The sequence below is a fragment of the Tolypothrix bouteillei VB521301 genome, from assembly GCF_000760695.4.
Classification (GTDB): domain Bacteria; phylum Cyanobacteriota; class Cyanobacteriia; order Cyanobacteriales; family Nostocaceae; genus Scytonema; species Scytonema bouteillei_A.
Map to the genome: position 1 here is coordinate 7,108,410 of NZ_JHEG04000001.1, position 16,261 is coordinate 7,124,670.

At 40.8% G+C, this 16,261-nt stretch carries 15 protein-coding genes; 4 read left to right on the forward strand and 11 right to left on the reverse strand.

Going from position 1 to position 16,261, the window contains the following annotated elements; translation table 11 throughout:
- Positions 1 to 287 precede the first annotated feature (287 nt).
- Positions 288 to 2,237, reverse strand: coding sequence for an excinuclease ABC subunit UvrC (uvrC, locus tag HC643_RS28965; protein WP_038075994.1), 1,950 nt, complete (start codon positions 2,235 to 2,237; stop codon positions 288 to 290).
- A 572-nt stretch (positions 2,238 to 2,809) separates the two neighbouring features.
- On the opposite strand from uvrC, the gene HC643_RS28970 reads away from it, so the two are divergent.
- Positions 2,810 to 2,989, forward strand: coding sequence for a hypothetical protein (locus tag HC643_RS28970; RefSeq protein ID WP_038075996.1), 180 nt, complete (start codon positions 2,810 to 2,812; stop codon positions 2,987 to 2,989).
- Between the two features lie 21 nt (positions 2,990 to 3,010).
- Here HC643_RS28970 and HC643_RS28975 read toward each other — a convergent pair whose 3' ends face one another.
- The 8 genes from HC643_RS28975 to HC643_RS29010 form a co-directional block, all read right to left on the reverse strand.
- Complete coding sequence (locus tag HC643_RS28975; protein ID WP_038075998.1) at positions 3,011 to 3,433, reverse strand: response regulator; 423 nt, start codon at positions 3,431 to 3,433, stop codon at positions 3,011 to 3,013.
- Positions 3,434 to 3,853: 420 nt separating this feature from the next.
- The gene (locus HC643_RS28980; protein WP_038076000.1) at positions 3,854 to 4,855 is read right to left on the reverse strand and encodes an NF038130 family PEP-CTERM protein; all 1,002 of its coding nucleotides are present in this window, start codon (positions 4,853 to 4,855) and stop codon (positions 3,854 to 3,856) included.
- A 521-nt stretch (positions 4,856 to 5,376) separates the two neighbouring features.
- Positions 5,377 to 5,664 carry a PEP-CTERM sorting domain-containing protein gene (locus HC643_RS28985; RefSeq protein WP_162002212.1) on the reverse strand — a complete coding sequence of 96 codons (288 nt, stop codon included), beginning with the start codon at positions 5,662 to 5,664 and terminating at the stop codon, positions 5,377 to 5,379.
- Positions 5,665 to 5,871: 207 nt separating this feature from the next.
- On the reverse strand, positions 5,872 to 7,101 hold the full coding sequence (locus tag HC643_RS28990; RefSeq protein WP_038076004.1) for an LL-diaminopimelate aminotransferase: 1,230 nt from the start codon (positions 7,099 to 7,101) through the stop codon (positions 5,872 to 5,874).
- A gap of 99 nt (positions 7,102 to 7,200) precedes the next feature.
- A complete protein-coding gene (locus tag HC643_RS28995; protein ID WP_038076144.1) occupies positions 7,201 to 7,536 on the reverse strand; it encodes a thioredoxin family protein in 336 nt (111 codons plus the stop codon).
- A 184-nt stretch (positions 7,537 to 7,720) separates the two neighbouring features.
- Positions 7,721 to 8,506: a PspA/IM30 family protein gene (locus HC643_RS29000; protein WP_038076006.1), complete on the reverse strand. Its 786-nt coding sequence runs from the start codon at positions 8,504 to 8,506 to the stop codon at positions 7,721 to 7,723.
- A gap of 331 nt (positions 8,507 to 8,837) precedes the next feature.
- Positions 8,838 to 9,509: a PspA/IM30 family protein gene (locus HC643_RS29005; protein ID WP_038076008.1), complete on the reverse strand. Its 672-nt coding sequence runs from the start codon at positions 9,507 to 9,509 to the stop codon at positions 8,838 to 8,840.
- A gap of 150 nt (positions 9,510 to 9,659) precedes the next feature.
- Positions 9,660 to 11,054, reverse strand: a complete 1,395-nt coding sequence (locus HC643_RS29010) for a hypothetical protein (RefSeq protein WP_038076010.1) — start codon at positions 11,052 to 11,054, stop codon at positions 9,660 to 9,662.
- Between the two features lie 176 nt (positions 11,055 to 11,230).
- On the opposite strand from HC643_RS29010, the gene HC643_RS29015 reads away from it, so the two are divergent.
- Positions 11,231 to 11,773 (forward strand): DciA family protein, encoded by a 543-nt coding sequence (locus HC643_RS29015; protein WP_038076012.1) that lies wholly within the window; start codon positions 11,231 to 11,233, stop codon positions 11,771 to 11,773.
- 676 nt (positions 11,774 to 12,449) lie between these two features.
- On the forward strand, positions 12,450 to 12,755 hold the full coding sequence (locus HC643_RS29020; RefSeq protein ID WP_038076014.1) for a hypothetical protein: 306 nt from the start codon (positions 12,450 to 12,452) through the stop codon (positions 12,753 to 12,755).
- Between the two features lie 56 nt (positions 12,756 to 12,811).
- On the opposite strand, the gene menB is transcribed toward HC643_RS29020, so the two are convergent.
- The gene (gene menB, locus HC643_RS29025; RefSeq protein WP_038076017.1) at positions 12,812 to 13,645 is read right to left on the reverse strand and encodes a 1,4-dihydroxy-2-naphthoyl-CoA synthase; all 834 of its coding nucleotides are present in this window, start codon (positions 13,643 to 13,645) and stop codon (positions 12,812 to 12,814) included.
- A gap of 98 nt (positions 13,646 to 13,743) precedes the next feature.
- Between menB and HC643_RS29030 the strand changes: the two genes are divergently transcribed.
- Positions 13,744 to 15,510: a KAP family NTPase gene (locus HC643_RS29030; RefSeq protein WP_050046752.1), complete on the forward strand. Its 1,767-nt coding sequence runs from the start codon at positions 13,744 to 13,746 to the stop codon at positions 15,508 to 15,510.
- A 384-nt stretch (positions 15,511 to 15,894) separates the two neighbouring features.
- Here the strand turns inward: HC643_RS29030 and HC643_RS42210 are convergent, their stop codons facing one another.
- The gene (locus HC643_RS42210) at positions 15,895 to 16,191 is read right to left on the reverse strand and encodes a DUF4058 family protein (protein ID WP_038076020.1); all 297 of its coding nucleotides are present in this window, start codon (positions 16,189 to 16,191) and stop codon (positions 15,895 to 15,897) included.
- Positions 16,192 to 16,261: the final 70 nt, after the last annotated feature.

A 16,261-nucleotide genomic window follows, 5' to 3' on the forward strand; every position in this document is an offset into this window, starting at 1 on the left:
GGTTAATTTTACTTTTTATTAACATTTGGTTACATAAACATGAAACAGGGAGATAACAGACAATTGGAGTCCAGAATAAATTTATTTAGATAAAATTTAAGAAAAAATTCCAATTAGACGTATTAAGCAGACTAGTTATGTTTGCTAATCTGATGGTAAGTAATGGGTAATGGGTAATGGGTAATGGGTAATTAGGTAGTGAGATTTTCTCAATTATCAATTACCCATCACTTTTTTTTAGGTTGTTAACTGCTTATAGGTCGCCAGTCATCGATCGCGGCTTGCAGTTAAGGATGGAAATAATCATAAATTTCTTGAGCTAAACGCGGACCAATACCTGGAACTTCAGCAATTTGTGCGGGAGTCGCTTGGCGAATGTAATCCACCGAGCGAAAATGTCCCAACAGTTGCTTTTGTCGGTGATGACCCAAACCGGGAATTTCATCTAAACGCGATCGCTTCAACTTATCGCTACGCTGCTGTCGGTGAAAGCTCACAGCAAACCTGTGCGCCTCATCCCGCAACCGTCGTAAGAGTTGCACTCCAGATTGCTCCGGATCGGTTTCTAAAGGTTGCGACTCACCCGGTAAAAAAATCTCTTCCCGACGTTTTGCCAAACTAACCACTCGCAAGTCTTCCAATAAATTCATCTCTTGCAAAACAGCAACAACAGAAGACAATTGACCTTTACCGCCATCTATCATAATAAGATCGGGCCAATCCGGATTTCCCTCGCGAGGTAATTGCGGATCTTCGCCGTACTTGCGGAACCGACGTTGAATAACTTCAGCGAGACTGGCAAAATCATCTGAATGTCCTACTGTAACTGTCGGATTTTTAATCTTGTAATGGCGATAGTGCTGCTTTGCTGGTAATCCATCGATAAAAACAACTTGGGAAGCAACAGCATTAGACCCTTGGATGTGGGAAATATCGTAACCTTCTATTCGATGGGGTAACTCCGGTAGATCGAGAACAGTCGCCAGATCCTGCATTGCTTCATTGTTGCGATCGCTCAATTTTTGCATTCTTTGCAATTCATATTGAGCATTTCGCTCTACCATCTCAATTAACTCTGCTTTAACTTGGCGCTGAGGAGTCAGAATTGTTACCTTTCGTCCTTTTTTTTGAGTCAACACATCTGCCAGTATCTCGCTGTCTGGCAAATCGTATTGTACCAAAATTTCTATAGGGATTTCTACTGAGTCAGCCGTTTGATAGTGCTCCTCAAGAACTCGTTGCAATATTGCTCCCGGTTCAAATTGGGGAGAGGGGGGGGAGGGGGGAGAAGAGGAAGAAGATTCTACCTTGTCCCCCGTGTCCCCAAGAGGAAGGGAAGAAACTTCCGCAACAAATGCTAACCGTCCCACCAACTGTCCGGCACGAATCTGGAATAATTGAATACAAGCGTGTTGTGCGTCTGCAGCCAACGCAATGGCATCCCGTGACACAGTATCATCTGGTAAAGATACTTTTTGATCTGCAGTCAGTGACTTTAACCCAGAGATTTGATCGCGGATACGTGCTGCTGACTCAAAATTCAGCGCTTCTGAGGCTTTATGCATTTGTTCTGTCAGGGTATCTATGAGTTCGCTCGACCGACCCTGAAATACCATGGCAACTTTTTGAACGGTTTTGCGGTATTCCTCTGGTGAAATCATCTGCTGACACACCCCCGGACAGCGACCCAAATCGTAGTTCAAGCAGGGACGATCTTTAAATAGCGGTTGGGGGCGTTGTCTGAGAGGAAAAATTCGCTTGCACAAGCGCAGGATTTCCCGCAGTAGGCGAGAATCTGTATAAGGTCCGTAAAATTTATCTTTTTCTTTACCTAGTTGGCGTTTGCGGGTAATGAAGATACGCGGATAGTCTTCTGACCAGGTGATACAAACATAGGGATATTTTTTATCATCTTTAAGCAGAACGTTAAAGTACGGCTGGTGCTGCTTGATAAGGTTAGCTTCTAAAGCTAAGGCTTCAGCTTCTGTATCGGTGACAATGAATTCAATCTCTGTCACCTGTTTTACCATCGTCGCTATACGTTCGCTCAATCTTTGTGATTCTCGAAAGTAGGAACGAACTCGCGATCGCAACTTTCGCGATTTTCCTATATATATAATGCGATCGCTACCGTCCCGCATCAAATAGACTCCCGGTTCTGGAGGAATTTCTTGTAGACGGTTTTCCAGACGTTCTGGATTTTTAACAAGTGGTACTGTTTGAGCGGATGCTGTCACAACTTAATAGTTTCTAGTATTTATACAAATCTACCTAAGTACAATCGGCGCGTTACTAGTTTGTAGTTGCACTTGAGTGCTAAAGCATAACTAGGAGCAGAATCCAAACATCTATTTTTTCTTGCCGACCTACTTATCTCTATTTTAAGTAAGATTACTGGAATATATTTCTGAATTTTTAATTTTTCTATTATTGAAGTTTGTTTTAATAAGTCATAGGAATCCTTTTTCAATTGAAATCTACTTTGGGTAGGCAATGCACGCCACAAGGAGCTTTCCTTGAGCTTTGGTTCCTATATAATATTCTTTTTCATATGAAATTCTCATCTAAGAATCATCAACCTCAGCGCTAGTAGGGTGAGTCTTGTCAAGCACGAGCCTCAGGTCATCGACATTGCCCATTCTACAATATTATTTTCATGTAAAATTATTATATAAAAATTATCAAAATAAGGAATACTTCGGATTAAAAATAGAGCATTCAATATTAAGAATATCGACGGATTTAGATGTATAAGATTCCAGGTATAATAAATTTTAGAACATCCAAAAAATGGAGCAAAAAATAAAAAGTGAACATACAAGAATTTGAATATCAATATCGAGTTACTATGGAGCAAACATTAAATGAACTGCAAACAGCAATTTTGCTCTTAGAACAAGTGCAAAATAAAATTTCTCAGATTGGCAGTTCTGTACAAAATCTCAGTCAAAGCGTTGAAGAGTTTATTACTGAGCAAAAGTCAGAGTAAAGATGAAACAAGCATATAAATTTATAGACTTAGACAAGCAAATTCTTCTTGAATTTCTTGTATGAGAAGTGAAAGATTAATAGGTTTAACAAAATAACGACGCGCTCCCAGTTTCATTGCTTTTTCGCAATCGGCTCGAAAAGCAAAAGCTGAAACTACGATAATAGGTATATTGACAAGCTGTGGTTGCTGCTGGATTTGTTCTAGCAGCGCATAACCATCAATATCTGGTAATTTTAAGTCTAATAAAATTAACTCTGGTCGAAATTCAGCTACGGTTGAAAAAAAATTAGAGGCTCCAGCCAAGCTTCTGACGTAATACCTGTGGTAGCTCAGATAATCACTCAGCAACATCCTATTAACGTCATTGTCTTCAATAAGTAAAATTCGTCGAGCTTGTTGAGATTGCCGTTTCTGCTTTGCATAAAATAACTTTGCCGCCATTTCTACCTATCTTTTAGGTTATTAGCCAAGAATAATTACCGAATTTTCAGATATTGAAGATCGTAATCTACGTATTCAAACGGATGACAAAATTTTTATTTATGTTACTCACTTAAAAATTCTAATTTTGAATCAAAAATAAAGATGATGTTGTTAGCATCATCTTATCATGGAAAATTCACAAAAGCATCAAGTTTTGGTGAACTTTTCTAAAAAAGTTTGTATATTTATGGTTGTTCTCTAAGTTCTTGGAATTACTTTATCGATCTACTTAATGTAAATAATCAATGCTTTAATCTAGTGCGATGATCGAGTAGAGGTGTAGAGAAATAGGGGAGACGGAAAAAATACGGAAAATCAAAAGGAGCATAATCGCTCCCCTATTTAATTCTTAGTTTGCAATCGCAATCTTGAGGATGATTACGCTTTTTTCAACTTACGTTGTGTGGCAAACATTCCACCGACAACTAACATACCTAACATGACAGAAGGTTCTGGGGTGGATTTTACAGGGGGCTTACCTTGGATGCTCACTTCGTAGTTGCCGTTATGGGATTTAGTGCTATCATCGGAAACTAGACCAGAGTTTGTGGCATTGAAGCTGTACAGATAGTCCGTCTTTCCGTCATAGGTGTACTTGACAATTTCACTGGCTTGGATAGGCGTACCTACTTTGTTTGGATCGCGCAAGCTATTGATAAGTGTTTGATCGACACCACTAAATAATAAAGAGGTAGCATCATAGTGACCTGCTAGACCAATCTTAATTAAACCGGTAGCATCTTGGTTGACGTAAGAGATATTGGGGTCACTAAATCTTGCAAGACCTGAGTCGGTATTAAACATACCCCAAGCAGCATTATATACACCACTGTATGTGTCGTATGCCAATTTTGCCTTAACGTATGCTTTGTAAGGAGTACTATTAATATATTGAGACTGTGACATACCCGCTGGCTTTGTCGGAGCCACTGGTGCTGACAAATTCAGAAGAGAGCCAAATCCATTTGCTCCTAACGCGCCATCAAACCATCTTTTAGCTAAAGTTACACCTTGAGCATCTTTGCTTTCCCAATCAGACTTTGTTAAGCTGCTCAGAGTTATGTCTCTACCACCAATTATCCCTTTTAACTCAGTATTCTTTGTAAAGTCAAAACCTGCTTTTTCACTGCTAGCTCTTAACTCCACGTTTCCTGTGGGGCTTGTAGCATCACCATCTAAAACTTTTGTAACATTGCTAAGGTTGCTTGTAATTTGGGTTGTTTTACCGTCCTTAACACCGTAAACATAGTAGTCACTAGCAGCTGTTCCACCAATGCTAGCATTAGTTAGGCTTCCGGCTGATGCTGGGGAGGCGACGATCGCACTTACACCTGCAGCGATTGATGCACCAATCAAAAATTTGTTAATAAGCGTTTTCATTGTTTGTCTCCATCAGTTATAGGGTTGATTTTTATACACTACCCCGGTTTAAAGTTTGGCTGGCTTGACTACAGGTTAAAGTTTTCTTTACTACCGTCTTTTTTCCAAACACGACAGTTTAGGTTGCCCTGGTCATCACCTACAGCACACATTTAGTCTACGAAACTGGGAGACTTAATAGGTTAAGTTACTGTAGAGTCTATATAAACTCTAGCTAAAAATATAACGTGTTTATTGGTTGTTAATTTACGTATATTTCCTTGGCTATTTACATTTAAATGTTCTTGATTTGACGAATACTGCTCCTGTACGGTATTTCAAGTGCTTTTACTACAGCTACCAGATTGAGATGAGACCTTACAGACACGCTACGTGCAAAGCACACGCTACGCTTGTCCGCAAGGGATAGACGCTATCACCACTAGTCTCACCAACTACTTTCTCTGGATTCACCGCAGAAGGCGATTGCGGAAACCACAAAACATTTTGGGAGATTTTTTTAATTTGGAAGTCCCTAAGTACTAATTTTCTTCCTTGTCAAATTTGAAGTTTGAGTTGTTTTGCTCTCTTTTTATAAATTTGCGTTGAGTTGCAAACAAACCAAAGACTGTCACTAGCCCCAGCAGTGCGGAAGGTTCCGGTACTCTTCTTCTCTGATTCTCGGCTCGATCGATCAACGGTACTAAAGTTGTGGTGTATGTAAATGTATATGGATCGTTGACTTGAGCTTGTACCGAGGAGGTCGCAAGCCCGAAAAAGAATAATGTTATTGACGCGTAGCTAGCAAATTTTCTAATGCTGTTTGCCATACTCATGTAAGTCGTTCCTTCTACTCTTCGTAAACAGGCTGCTGCAATCAAATGCTAATTGGGTGTTTAACAACTAGCATTCGACTCAGGTATGAAAGCAACAGATTACTTAAGTAGTATTTCAGTAATTTAACTTGACTTCACGGAAAATAAGGAAGAGATTTCGTAAACTTATCATTAATTCCCAGTAAAGTCTTAATAAATTTACTACAGAAAATGAGAAATTCTTTGAACAGCAGTTTGTAAAACAGGTACATCATGCACCAAAGCAAAACGAACATACCCTTCTCCAGATTTACCAAAGCCCGCACCAGGTGCAACGGCTACTCCTGTTTTTTGCACTAATTGGGTACAAAACTCTACAGAATTTTTTCTCCAAGCTTCTGGTAACTTAGCCCAAATATACATAGTGGCATTGGGAGTAGGAACATCCCAACCAATTTGGTGTAAAGCACTGATAAAGCCATCGCGGCGTTTGCGAAAGGTTTCAACAGTTGCTTTGACTCCAGTTTGAGGACCGGTCAGAGCTGCTATAGCACCATTCAAAATGCCTTGATACTGGTTAAAATCAATTGCAGCTTTTATTCGACGCAAAGCTCCGATTAATTCAGTATTACCAATAGCAAAACCAATACGGAAGCCGCCCATATTGTATGACTTGGAAAGGGTAAAAAATTCTATCGAAACGCTTTTGTCTGTGTCGGCTTGGAAAATTGATGGAGTTGGGGATTGGGTGGATAAGGGAGAGGGGGTAGACAAGGAAGAAGATTCTACCTTGTCTCCCTTGTCCTCATTCTCCTCAAACACCAAATCTACGTAAGGGAAATCGTGAACCAAAACCAAGTTGTGCTGCTGACAGAATGCAACAGCTTCTTTAAAGAAAGACAGAGGTGCGATCGCCGTTGTGGGATTGTGAGGATAGCTCAACACCATGAGTCGTGACTGTTCCAAAACAGGAGTGGGAATATCCGCAAATACGGGTAAAAAACCGTTTTCTTCCCGCAATGGCATTGTATAGATTTGACCGTTGGCGAGGTGAACGCCTCCCATATGTGATGGGTAACCCGGATCGAGCAGTAAGGCAAAATCTCCTGGGTTGAGAACTGCTAAAGGAAAATGAGCTGTTCCTTCTTGGGAACCAATGAGGGGTAAGACTTCAGTTTCTGGATTGACGGGGATACCGAATCTTTGTTCGTACCAGTTTGCAGCTGCTTGGCGAAACTCTTGGGTTCCGCGAAAAAGCAAGTAGCCGTGAGTGCTTGGATCGTGTAGGGATTGGGTAATTGCTTGTATGATATGTGGTTCTGCTGGTAAGTCAGAAGACCCCAGTGATAAATCAATTAAGTGTTGTCCAGAAGCGAAAGCTTTTGCTTTTGCTCTGTCCATATCAGCAAATACATTAAATTGTAAGGGTTGTAACCGTTTAGCAAATTCCATATTTGGTGAGTGATGAGTGGTTCATGGTTAGTGATTAGTGGTTGGTAGTTAGTGGTTAGTGGTTATGAATAGCTACTAACTACTAACTACTACTAACTACTAACTACTCACTAAGTGCTCATTTAAGATTTGCAGGAGCTTTTCTTTACCGATAACTCCTTCAATAGATGTTAGCAATTTGTCTCCTTGAATTAACCGAAGTGCGGGGACGCCTTCTACTTGGTACTGCTTAACACTCTTTGGGTTTGGATCGACTTCTATTTTGACGACTTTCAAGCGATCGCTATAAGTAGTAGCTGCTAAATTTATCAGTGGTGACATCAATTGACAAGGTCCGCACCAAGAAGCCCAAAAGTAAATCAATACCGGCTGTTCGGCTTGCAACACTTCAGTTTCAAATTCAGCATCAGTGATGGTTATAACACCCTTATTCATTGCTGTCTCCATCCAGTGGCATTGTTAAACGTTTGCACAAAAAATACTTTACCAAAATAGGGAATAGAGCATGGGGTATGAGGCATATTGAGAAATAATGGATAGCTCCTCACCTATCACCCCTTCAACGCAAAATCCCACAACCAACAGGCGTGGGACTCTCTCAAATAAATTTGACAAAATTTTACAAATTGTCTAACTGCTTGCGTAGCGAATCCAACTCAGCATCTACAACCTCATTATTATTCCCAGTATTTGCATTGGGAGTTGTTGACTGTTGTGGGAGTGCTGGTTGAGCGGGTGAAGCACCAGGAAGGGTCATTTGTGCCTTCAGTGCTGCTAATTCATCATCAACATCGCTGCTGGCTTCTAATTTGGCAAACTGAGTTTCTAAATCAGCTCCAGCTAACTCAGCTGCTGACTGGGCGCGGGCTTCTTGCATCAAAACTTTTTCTTCCATACGCTCAAAAGCAGCCATTGCACTGCTGGTATTCATACCGCGCACCATGCCTTGGAGTTGTTCTTGAGCTTTGGCAGCAGTAATCCGTGCTTTGAGCATTTCTTTCTTGGTTTTTGCCTCAGAAATTTTGCTTTCTAGCTGGATTAGGTTACGCTTGAGTGACTCTACTTGGGCAGTTTGTTGCTCTAAGCTAGCTTTGAGTGCTCCTGACGATTCGTTAAAAGTCTTTTTCCGCTCGAGTGCTTGCCTTGCAAGGTTTTCATCACCTTTTTGCAAAGCAAGTTGGGCATTACGCTGCCACTTGTTCACTTCGTTTTGAGCATCATTATACTGCTTTTCAGTGCGTTTTTGGGCAGCAATAGCTTGAGCAACGCCCTGGCGCAGCTGTACCAAGTCTTCCTGCATTTCTAGGATGGCTTGTTCCAGCATCTTTTCAGGGTCTTCTGCTTTACTCACCATGTCGTTGAGGTTGGCACTGACGACTCGCTTAATGCGATCGAATAATCCCATAACTTCCTTGTTCCTATGAGTGATTTACGCGCTTGGTTGGGCTGGTATGCTTTTTTAACTAATTTATAGCTACCTATTTCAATGTAATCTTTCCGGTTTAAATTGGTACCGCTCAACAAGCCCCTAATAATAAGGATATTCTTGAAATTCGGTCTTTGCCCAATCTTTTACGTGTGGGGATTTCCGATATAAGAAGGTAGAAGGACGCAGGGAGGAGGCAGAGAGTTGTGCTCGCATTTAAAAAGGGAATTTAATAAAGTTCGCACTCTATAGATCTTACTATCTTTCACAGCTGCCCTCTGCCCTCTGCCCCATCGGCTCTTTCTTCGAGTCATTTCCCTGAGTCATGAGAAAGTTGATTTTTCATGGCTTCTAGTTCCGCATCTACCTTATGACTTTCTTCTAAAGTAACAAACGCTGAATTTAGAGGGTCTGCTGCAGTTGCAGAAATAGTTTCAGCTTGAGCTTCTAGCTGTAAAACTTTTTCTTCCATCCGTTCAAAAGCTTTCATGCTTTTGGCGTTGGAAGTCATGCTTAACATTTCTTGAAGTTTATAGGAGGCTTCAGCCGAACGGGCGCGAGCAATATACAAATCTTTTTTATTCTTTGCTTCAGTCATTTTCATCTCTAGCGTCCGCATATCCTGTTTGAGCTGAACCACAACAGCATTTTGCTGTTCCATCTGAGCTAACAGCGCTGTTGCGGTTTCCTGATAGAATTGGCGTTTTGTCAGCGCTTCCCTCGCTAAAGATTCATTCTCTTGTTGCAAAGCTAATTGAGCACGACGATACCATTCTTCTGCTGTGGATTGAGCGCTTGCTATCTGTCGTTCGGTACGTTTTTGGATAGCAATTGCTTGAGCCACCGCCTGTCGCAACTGGACTAAATTTGCCTGCATTTCCATCACGGTTTGCTCCAGAATCTTTTCTGGATCTTCCGCGTCCGCAACCAGACTGTTGAGGTTTGCACGAATCACCCGTAATATCCGGTTCATCAGTTCCATATCAACTAACTTTTCCTTACTGGTCAGGTGGTCAAGTTATCAAATAGCGTTAAAACGTAATACATCAGGGTGAATCGTAGTAAAACTGTATTCATAACCATCAGATTAATGACTCCGATTTATTACGAATTGCTTCGTTTTGCGGACTTCTCACTGATTCTCGATTCTGGCTTTAATACCTTTGCTTTGAAGTTGTTGCAGCAGAAGTTGTGCTTTTTCTTTGTTCTTGAGAGCCCCAAGATAAATAAATGCACCATCATCTGACAAGTAAGCATCGGGAATAATTTTTCTTGCAGAGGCAAGAGCATTACTACCTTTATTATCCGTAATAACGTGATAAAGCCCATCTGCTGACGGTTTTATTTCCGAATTCGGCTTTGGTTTGACAGTTACTGGTTTTGGTTTTGGAGAGGCTGGGACTATTGGAGATGGTAGAGTCGCGGTGGTAGGTGGTAAGGTTTCCACTCTCTGTATTGGGGGATTGACGGGAAATGGTGGAGGAACTGGGTTGGGTGCGATCGCTTGAGGTACTGGTTTGGGTTTGGGTTTTAAACCAACAACGTCGTTTGGATCTCTCACTTCTGGAAACTCTTGATTGGCAAGATTGGGATACTTACGTAGGGGTGTCAATGTTGGTTCGGGGATATTTGTAGCTGCTGATTTTGCACTTCCTTCCAAAGTTTCTGTAGTTTGTTGTGTATCGTTTTTAAACAGTCCACCTAAATTTATTTGTGGCAAACTTTTGGGGTTAAAAATTACGTAACCCAGTGTCATACTTGCTACTAATAATAATAACATTGAGCCTATACCCAATGGTGATAGCAAACTATCATTACCAGAACTTGGTTGCTTTTTCTCCTTAGATTGTTCTTCTGTTAAACTTCGCAAAAGTGCCTCAGAAGATTCTAAGTAGTCGTTTGGATGTGTTCGGCTATCATCATTGTTATTACCTACTGCTGCTATATTTGTGGGGCTTACCTGTTCTTTGAGATTTGTAGGAACTATGCTAACGGAACTAGATACGTTGGGGTTTTTTGTTTTAGCATGGTCAGCAGCGAGCGAGCTTTCAAGTTCCTCTATTGTTGAAGAAACTGATGCAGCCAAGCTCTGCAGTGTTTCTCGTTGCAATATATCTTCAGCTTTACTTGAGGAAGATACCTTCTGAAGAGGTTCTTCCACAAATGTAAGTGGCGTGTTGATGGTCGTAGCAGGAACAGCAATGTCCTCTTTCTCCATTCCTGTGGTTGCAGATGGAGTTGCTATCAAACCAAACTTCTCTAACTCATCTCCAAGATTATCTTCTGCTGGTAATTGAGATTGACCTACTGTCGTAGCAATGGCTGACAATGGTTGAGGTTGACTGACCATCACTTTACCAACGTGGGTTTGGCTCAATGTTCTGTATCCTGTTTTTGAGCGTCTGTATCGGGTTAACTCTTGATCTAGTTGCACTTCTAGACTAGCAAGGGCTGCTGCTAGTCCTGGCTTTAACCTATAGGGTTTGGAAGATTGAGCACCCGAATCTACTAAAGAGTTTTGACTCATTGCCTGTCTGCCTCAATCCTAGACTTCCGTAATCACAATAGTTAGTGACCGATTATCCAAATTTTGGTTGCGGATCACTGTATTAATGGGTGACAAATTGAAAAATACAATTGTGCCAATCTTAGCGAAAATTATCTTATATATATAAGAATCCTATTTTTGCCAAGGTTGGCAGGATGTCGTTGAAATCAATTAATAATATTTTAAGTGTTCTGGAAACACAATCTAAGTGGCAAGAACAACCATTTCAGCAATTACTCAAGTGTTGGTCTGAAATCGTAGGAGCCACTGTAGCCGCTCACACTCAACCAGTGTCCGTTCAACGTGGTGTGTTGCGAGTGGCAACTTCTAGTGCTGCTTGGTCGCAAAACTTAACTTTTGAGCGCAAGCGCTTGCTTTTAAAGTTGAACGAGCGGCTGTCTGTTTCTCTGATTGATATTCATTTTTCCACAGCAGGATGGCAACGCCCTCAAGATAAGTCAGCCAAAGAGCAAATTATTTCACTACGGGAACACCCGAGTTATGTGGATGGCGCAGACTCTTGTTCCAAGTTAACTTCTCGTCCTTTCGATGCAAATGCTACCTTCGAGCACTGGGCTAAGAAGGTACAAGAGCGATCGCACGGCTTACCCCTTTGTCCTGCGTGTCAGTGTCCCACCCCCCTTGGCGAACTTCAGCGCTGGCAAGTTTGTTCTATTTGTGCTGCTAAGCAATTCTAACAATAAGGGTTGGCGATCGGTAGTCAAATGGGGGAGCACTGCTCCCCTTGATTTGTGTCAACCTTTGACGCAAATACTTAGATTTCCTGGGAAAACTACATATCTTACTTTTTTCAACCGTAAAATTACCGTGAAAAAATTTATTTAAAGACTGCCCGTTAAATGTTTTTGAGAAAAAATCTTCTTCCCAAAGACGGGTAACGAGCTACGACTTTAGTAAATATAGTTAGAAACTGTTAATTTCAACTCAATATGCCAAGAGATAAACATTAGAGTACGTAATAAGTGCTTCTTAAGACTGAAGTTAAAAAGCGAATGGAATCGTTAAAGTAAATATTAGCTTTGATCCCTATGATTTTTTGACTGAATTCTCTATGCTTTACTTAATGCAACTAATGTATCACTTTGTTAACACGAAAATTGAAAAATATAACACAAAGATAAAAAGATCATAAAATTAACTTTTTCATTGGGATCGCTGAAACCTAGATATATTCACTGGTTTCAGCTTTTACCCTCCCAGGCAGATAGACCACAATAAAAAGGTGAAAAAAGCTCTGAAAGGGTAAATAAATTCCCCGACTCTCTCCTTAGGTGGAGAGTAATTTTCACTTGAAAAGTAGTAAGCCCTCTGATTTTCTCCAACTTATCAATACAATATTTCCCACAAGGTTTTATGAAAAACATTAAATTCTTGACTTCTGCGTGTCGATATTGTCGTCATTACCAGCCAGAGGGGCGTCGCGGCGGTGTATGCCAACAGCTGGGGGCACCAGTTCGAGGGGATTGGAAAGCTTGTTCTTTAGCACTCCCACCATTTGCACCTTCTTGGGAAAATTTGAAAGATGTTTGGAGTTTGCCAGATGCAAAAATAGTGTTAGCTTCAGGTTTAAATCAAGGAGCGATCCCTCCTGTGGAAGAAACCATTCCTAGCTCTCCCGAACCAGTGAAAACATATGCACGGGAAGCGTTAAAAGTATAAACGATAAAGTATAAAGGATGAAAAATTTATCCTTTATACTTTATCGTTTATTGAGATTAAGGTAGCCAAGGAAAGTCTCGAAAATTAGGTGGCCGTTTTTCTAAAAAAGCTTGTTTACCTTCTTTACCTTCTTCTGTCATGTAATAAAGTAAGGTAGCATTGCCAGCAAGTTCTTGCAAACCAGCTTGTCCGTCGCAGTCAGCGTTAAATGCTGCTTTCAGACAGCGAATTGCTGTTGGGCTTTTTTCTAAAATCTCTTGCGCCCATTGAACACCTTCAGCTTCCAATTGTTCTATTGGAACAACAGTATTCACTAAACCCATATCTAAGGCTTGCTGGGCATTGTACTGCCGACAGAGAAACCAAATTTCTCGGGCTTTTTTTTGTCCAACAACACGAGCGAGATAGCTAGCACCAAAACCACCGTCGAAACTGCCCACTTTAGGACCACTTTGCCCAAAAATAGCATTTTCAGCAGCAATGGTGAGATCGCAAATTAAGTGTAAGACGTGTCCGCCACCAATTGCATAACCAGCAACAAGGGCAATAACCACTTTTGGCATGGAACGAATCAGGCGTTGCAAGTCCAGCACGTTTAAACGGGGGATACCAGCATCATCTAAGTAACCTCCATGTCCCCGGACACTTTGGTCACCTCCAGAACAAAAAGCGTATCTGCCATCCGTATGTGGACCTGCGCCAGTAAACAATACAACACCAATTGTAGTATCTTCTCGTGCATCGCAGAAAGCATCGCACAGTTCAGATATGGTTTTTGGACGAAAGGCATTGCGTTTTTGAGGGCGGTTAATGGCGATTTTTGCAATGCCCTCAGCTTTGTAATAAAGAACGTCTTCGTAAGTTTTTGCTGTTTGCCAGTTTAGAGCCATAAGGTAGAGTACAACTTTAGCAGTGTGGAAATTCTATCGCAGGTGGCATTACCCAACTCACTTTCTGTGACACGATTTGTATAAAAAGTTGATTTGGTATGGCGCAGACTGAGGTTAATGACTTATCGCAAGATACTCCTTTGATTAAGCCAGAGGAAGATCGGCTTGGATATGCAAGCTTTGCCAAGCATTTGGCAGATAGTATTTGCAAAATGGATTTTCCAGAAGGGTTTGCGATCGCAGTCTACGGTTCATGGAATTCAGGTAAGTCCACACTGTTGAACTTTGTCGTTCATTATCTCAAACAAAAGCCAGAAGACGAGCAACCAATTATTGTTCCCTTTAATCCCTGGTTGTTTTCCGGACACCAAGATATTACAAGACGGTTTTTTGACCAATTACAAGACGTGTTAAGCGCAGTGACCGCTGTACCTAAAGGTTTAAGAGAAAGAATTGCTGATGTAGCCAAAGCAATTGCGGAAATTCCACTACCTTACGCTCAAGCAGGTAAAGCAGTTGCAAGCTTAGTTGACGATAAGCAAAAGGAAGCTCCTGAGTTAAAAGAAGACGTTGAAGATACCCTCACGCAGCAGCATCGGCGAATTGTCATCACAATTGATGATATCGATCGCCTTTGTGCAGAAGATATTCAACAATTATTTCGTCTTTTAAAAGCCATTCCCAATTTTACAAATGTTGTCTATCTCCTAGTTTGCGATAAAAAAAGTATTATCAAATCGCTTGCAGATGAGCGAGGACCATCAGGCGAAGAATATCTCGATAGAATTATTCAAATGGCTTTTGAGATACCCAGCCCGGATAAAACTTCACTCCGCAAATTACTTTTTGAAAAACTTAATAATATTATTGGTGATACGGCAAAACCCCTGTTTGAGCCAACTCGATGGAGTCAGATTTACTTTCAAGGGATAGATTACTTCATTACAAATCTTCGTGATATTGTTCGTCTAACTGATACCCTAACAGTGAGTTTTCCTGTAGTAGAAGGTGAAGTTAACCCAGTTGACTTTATAGCCTTAGAATCACTGCGAGTTTTTTGTCCGTTAGCTTACGAAATTATTTTAAAAAACAGAGATGCTTTTATCAAGAGCGATCTTGCGTTAGAAAACTTAACAAATTTTTATAATTTTTGGCTTGCCCAATTACCAGAAGAAGATAAGCAGCCAGTTAAAAATTTACTGATGTTTCTTTTCCCCAAGTTAGAAGTCATTTGGGGAGATTATAGCGTTTATAGCGAACAACAAAAGTTAGAATGGCAGGAAAAACGGCGTATTTGCTGCCCGGAAAATTTTCCTATATACTTTTGTTTAAATTTATCGACATCCGAGTTATCTCACACTCAGATCGAAGCTATTCTTTCATCGGCTTGCAATGCAAAAGCCTTTGGGCAAAAACTAATAGAACTTTCCCATCAAAAACGTCAGGATGGAACTACTCAAGTTAGAGCCTTTCTAGAAAAACTTGAAGATTATGCTGAGAAAGTCATCCCCAATCACTGCATTTCTCTAGTTATAGAAGCTTTATTTGATGTCGGTGAAGAACTACTTTCTCCAGAAGATGGAGCGGATACTATGTTTGATTTTAGTAATGAAGTTATAATTCATCGTTTGCTCACCCAATTATTGTTCCGCCTTGATGAACCTACAAGGTTCGATGTGTTGAAAACGGCAATGAGCCAAGGAAAAGCATTATCGATTATAGAGATAGAAATAGAAACTTTGACTAACCAGCAGCTATCTACTCCTGAAGAGAAATGTCTGATTAGCGCACAACATTTAAAAGTACTTCAAGATGTTGTAGCTAAAAGAACACAGGAGAAGGATGTGGAATCAATAAATAGTTAACCTCAATATAGATGTAGATGAAATCTAAAAATACCTGGCGAATGGAATTCACGGCTATACAAATGAAGTCCGCTTGCGCTGACTGAATGCAGTACACAAATCTCTAGAAAAGATATGAAACATCCTGAAAACAGGGGAAGTTGATTCCAATTCCCCCGTTTTTTATGGGGGTTAGGGGGGATCGTCAGAAATAAAAACTTTAGGAAATTCATAGCTCTGTCTCCTCTTCCCTCTGCATACTCTGCGTCTTGACGGTTAAAGAATTTACTTTTGAACCGCAGAGGCGCTGAGAGCGCAGAGAAAAGAGATGAGGAATTGCCACCTGAATTAAAATTTTAGAGTCGTCTTGGCTAGCAATGCCCACCCTAGGGCGTGTTTTACAAATCAAATAGAATTGCTATGGGTTTCGTTGTATTTGGAAGAGCAACCCTTTGTCCTGCTGTCAGAAAAGTCTGTGTCTGGAATCATGCAAGTTCTACCTACTTCGGCTGAAGAATTAGCTAACACATCTTTGTAAATACAAAGTAAATTTTCTAAATGGTCTCCGCTTAACTGATTAAAATGAGTCTGGCTTCCCAACACTTCTTGGCGCTTTTGTTCGTATATATTCCTTCCTTTTCCCGGACGTTTATTGGTGGGCGAGAGGACTTCAATTATCTTGAGCAGAGCGAGCCGTTGCAAGTACGTCAGCTATCGACTCACAGGGCTAAAAGGGGTTAGAAAAACTCAAATTAACATATCATCTTTGGAC

What these genes read in the sequence shown, in the direction of transcription:
- HC643_RS29010 (WP_038076010.1), bottom strand. Translation starts at nt 11,054, where the DNA reads ATGAGTCAAAACTCTTTAGTAGATTCGGGTGCTCAATCTTCCAAACCC.
- HC643_RS28980 (WP_038076000.1), bottom strand. Translation starts at nt 4,855, where the DNA reads ATGAAAACGCTTATTAACAAATTTTTGATTGGTGCATCAATCGCTGCA.
- HC643_RS29015 (WP_038076012.1), top strand. Translation starts at nt 11,231, where the DNA reads ATGTCGTTGAAATCAATTAATAATATTTTAAGTGTTCTGGAAACACAA.
- HC643_RS29000 (WP_038076006.1), bottom strand. Translation starts at nt 8,506, where the DNA reads ATGGGATTATTCGATCGCATTAAGCGAGTCGTCAGTGCCAACCTCAAC.
- HC643_RS29020 (WP_038076014.1), top strand. Translation starts at nt 12,450, where the DNA reads ATGAAAAACATTAAATTCTTGACTTCTGCGTGTCGATATTGTCGTCAT.
- HC643_RS29030 (WP_050046752.1), top strand. Translation starts at nt 13,744, where the DNA reads ATGGCGCAGACTGAGGTTAATGACTTATCGCAAGATACTCCTTTGATT.
- HC643_RS28990 (WP_038076004.1), bottom strand. Translation starts at nt 7,101, where the DNA reads ATGGAATTTGCTAAACGGTTACAACCCTTACAATTTAATGTATTTGCT.
- HC643_RS28975 (WP_038075998.1), bottom strand. Translation starts at nt 3,433, where the DNA reads ATGGCGGCAAAGTTATTTTATGCAAAGCAGAAACGGCAATCTCAACAA.
- HC643_RS29005 (WP_038076008.1), bottom strand. Translation starts at nt 9,509, where the DNA reads ATGGAACTGATGAACCGGATATTACGGGTGATTCGTGCAAACCTCAAC.
- HC643_RS28985 (WP_162002212.1), bottom strand. Translation starts at nt 5,664, where the DNA reads ATGGCAAACAGCATTAGAAAATTTGCTAGCTACGCGTCAATAACATTA.
- menB (WP_038076017.1), bottom strand. Translation starts at nt 13,645, where the DNA reads ATGGCTCTAAACTGGCAAACAGCAAAAACTTACGAAGACGTTCTTTAT.
- HC643_RS28995 (WP_038076144.1), bottom strand. Translation starts at nt 7,536, where the DNA reads ATGAATAAGGGTGTTATAACCATCACTGATGCTGAATTTGAAACTGAA.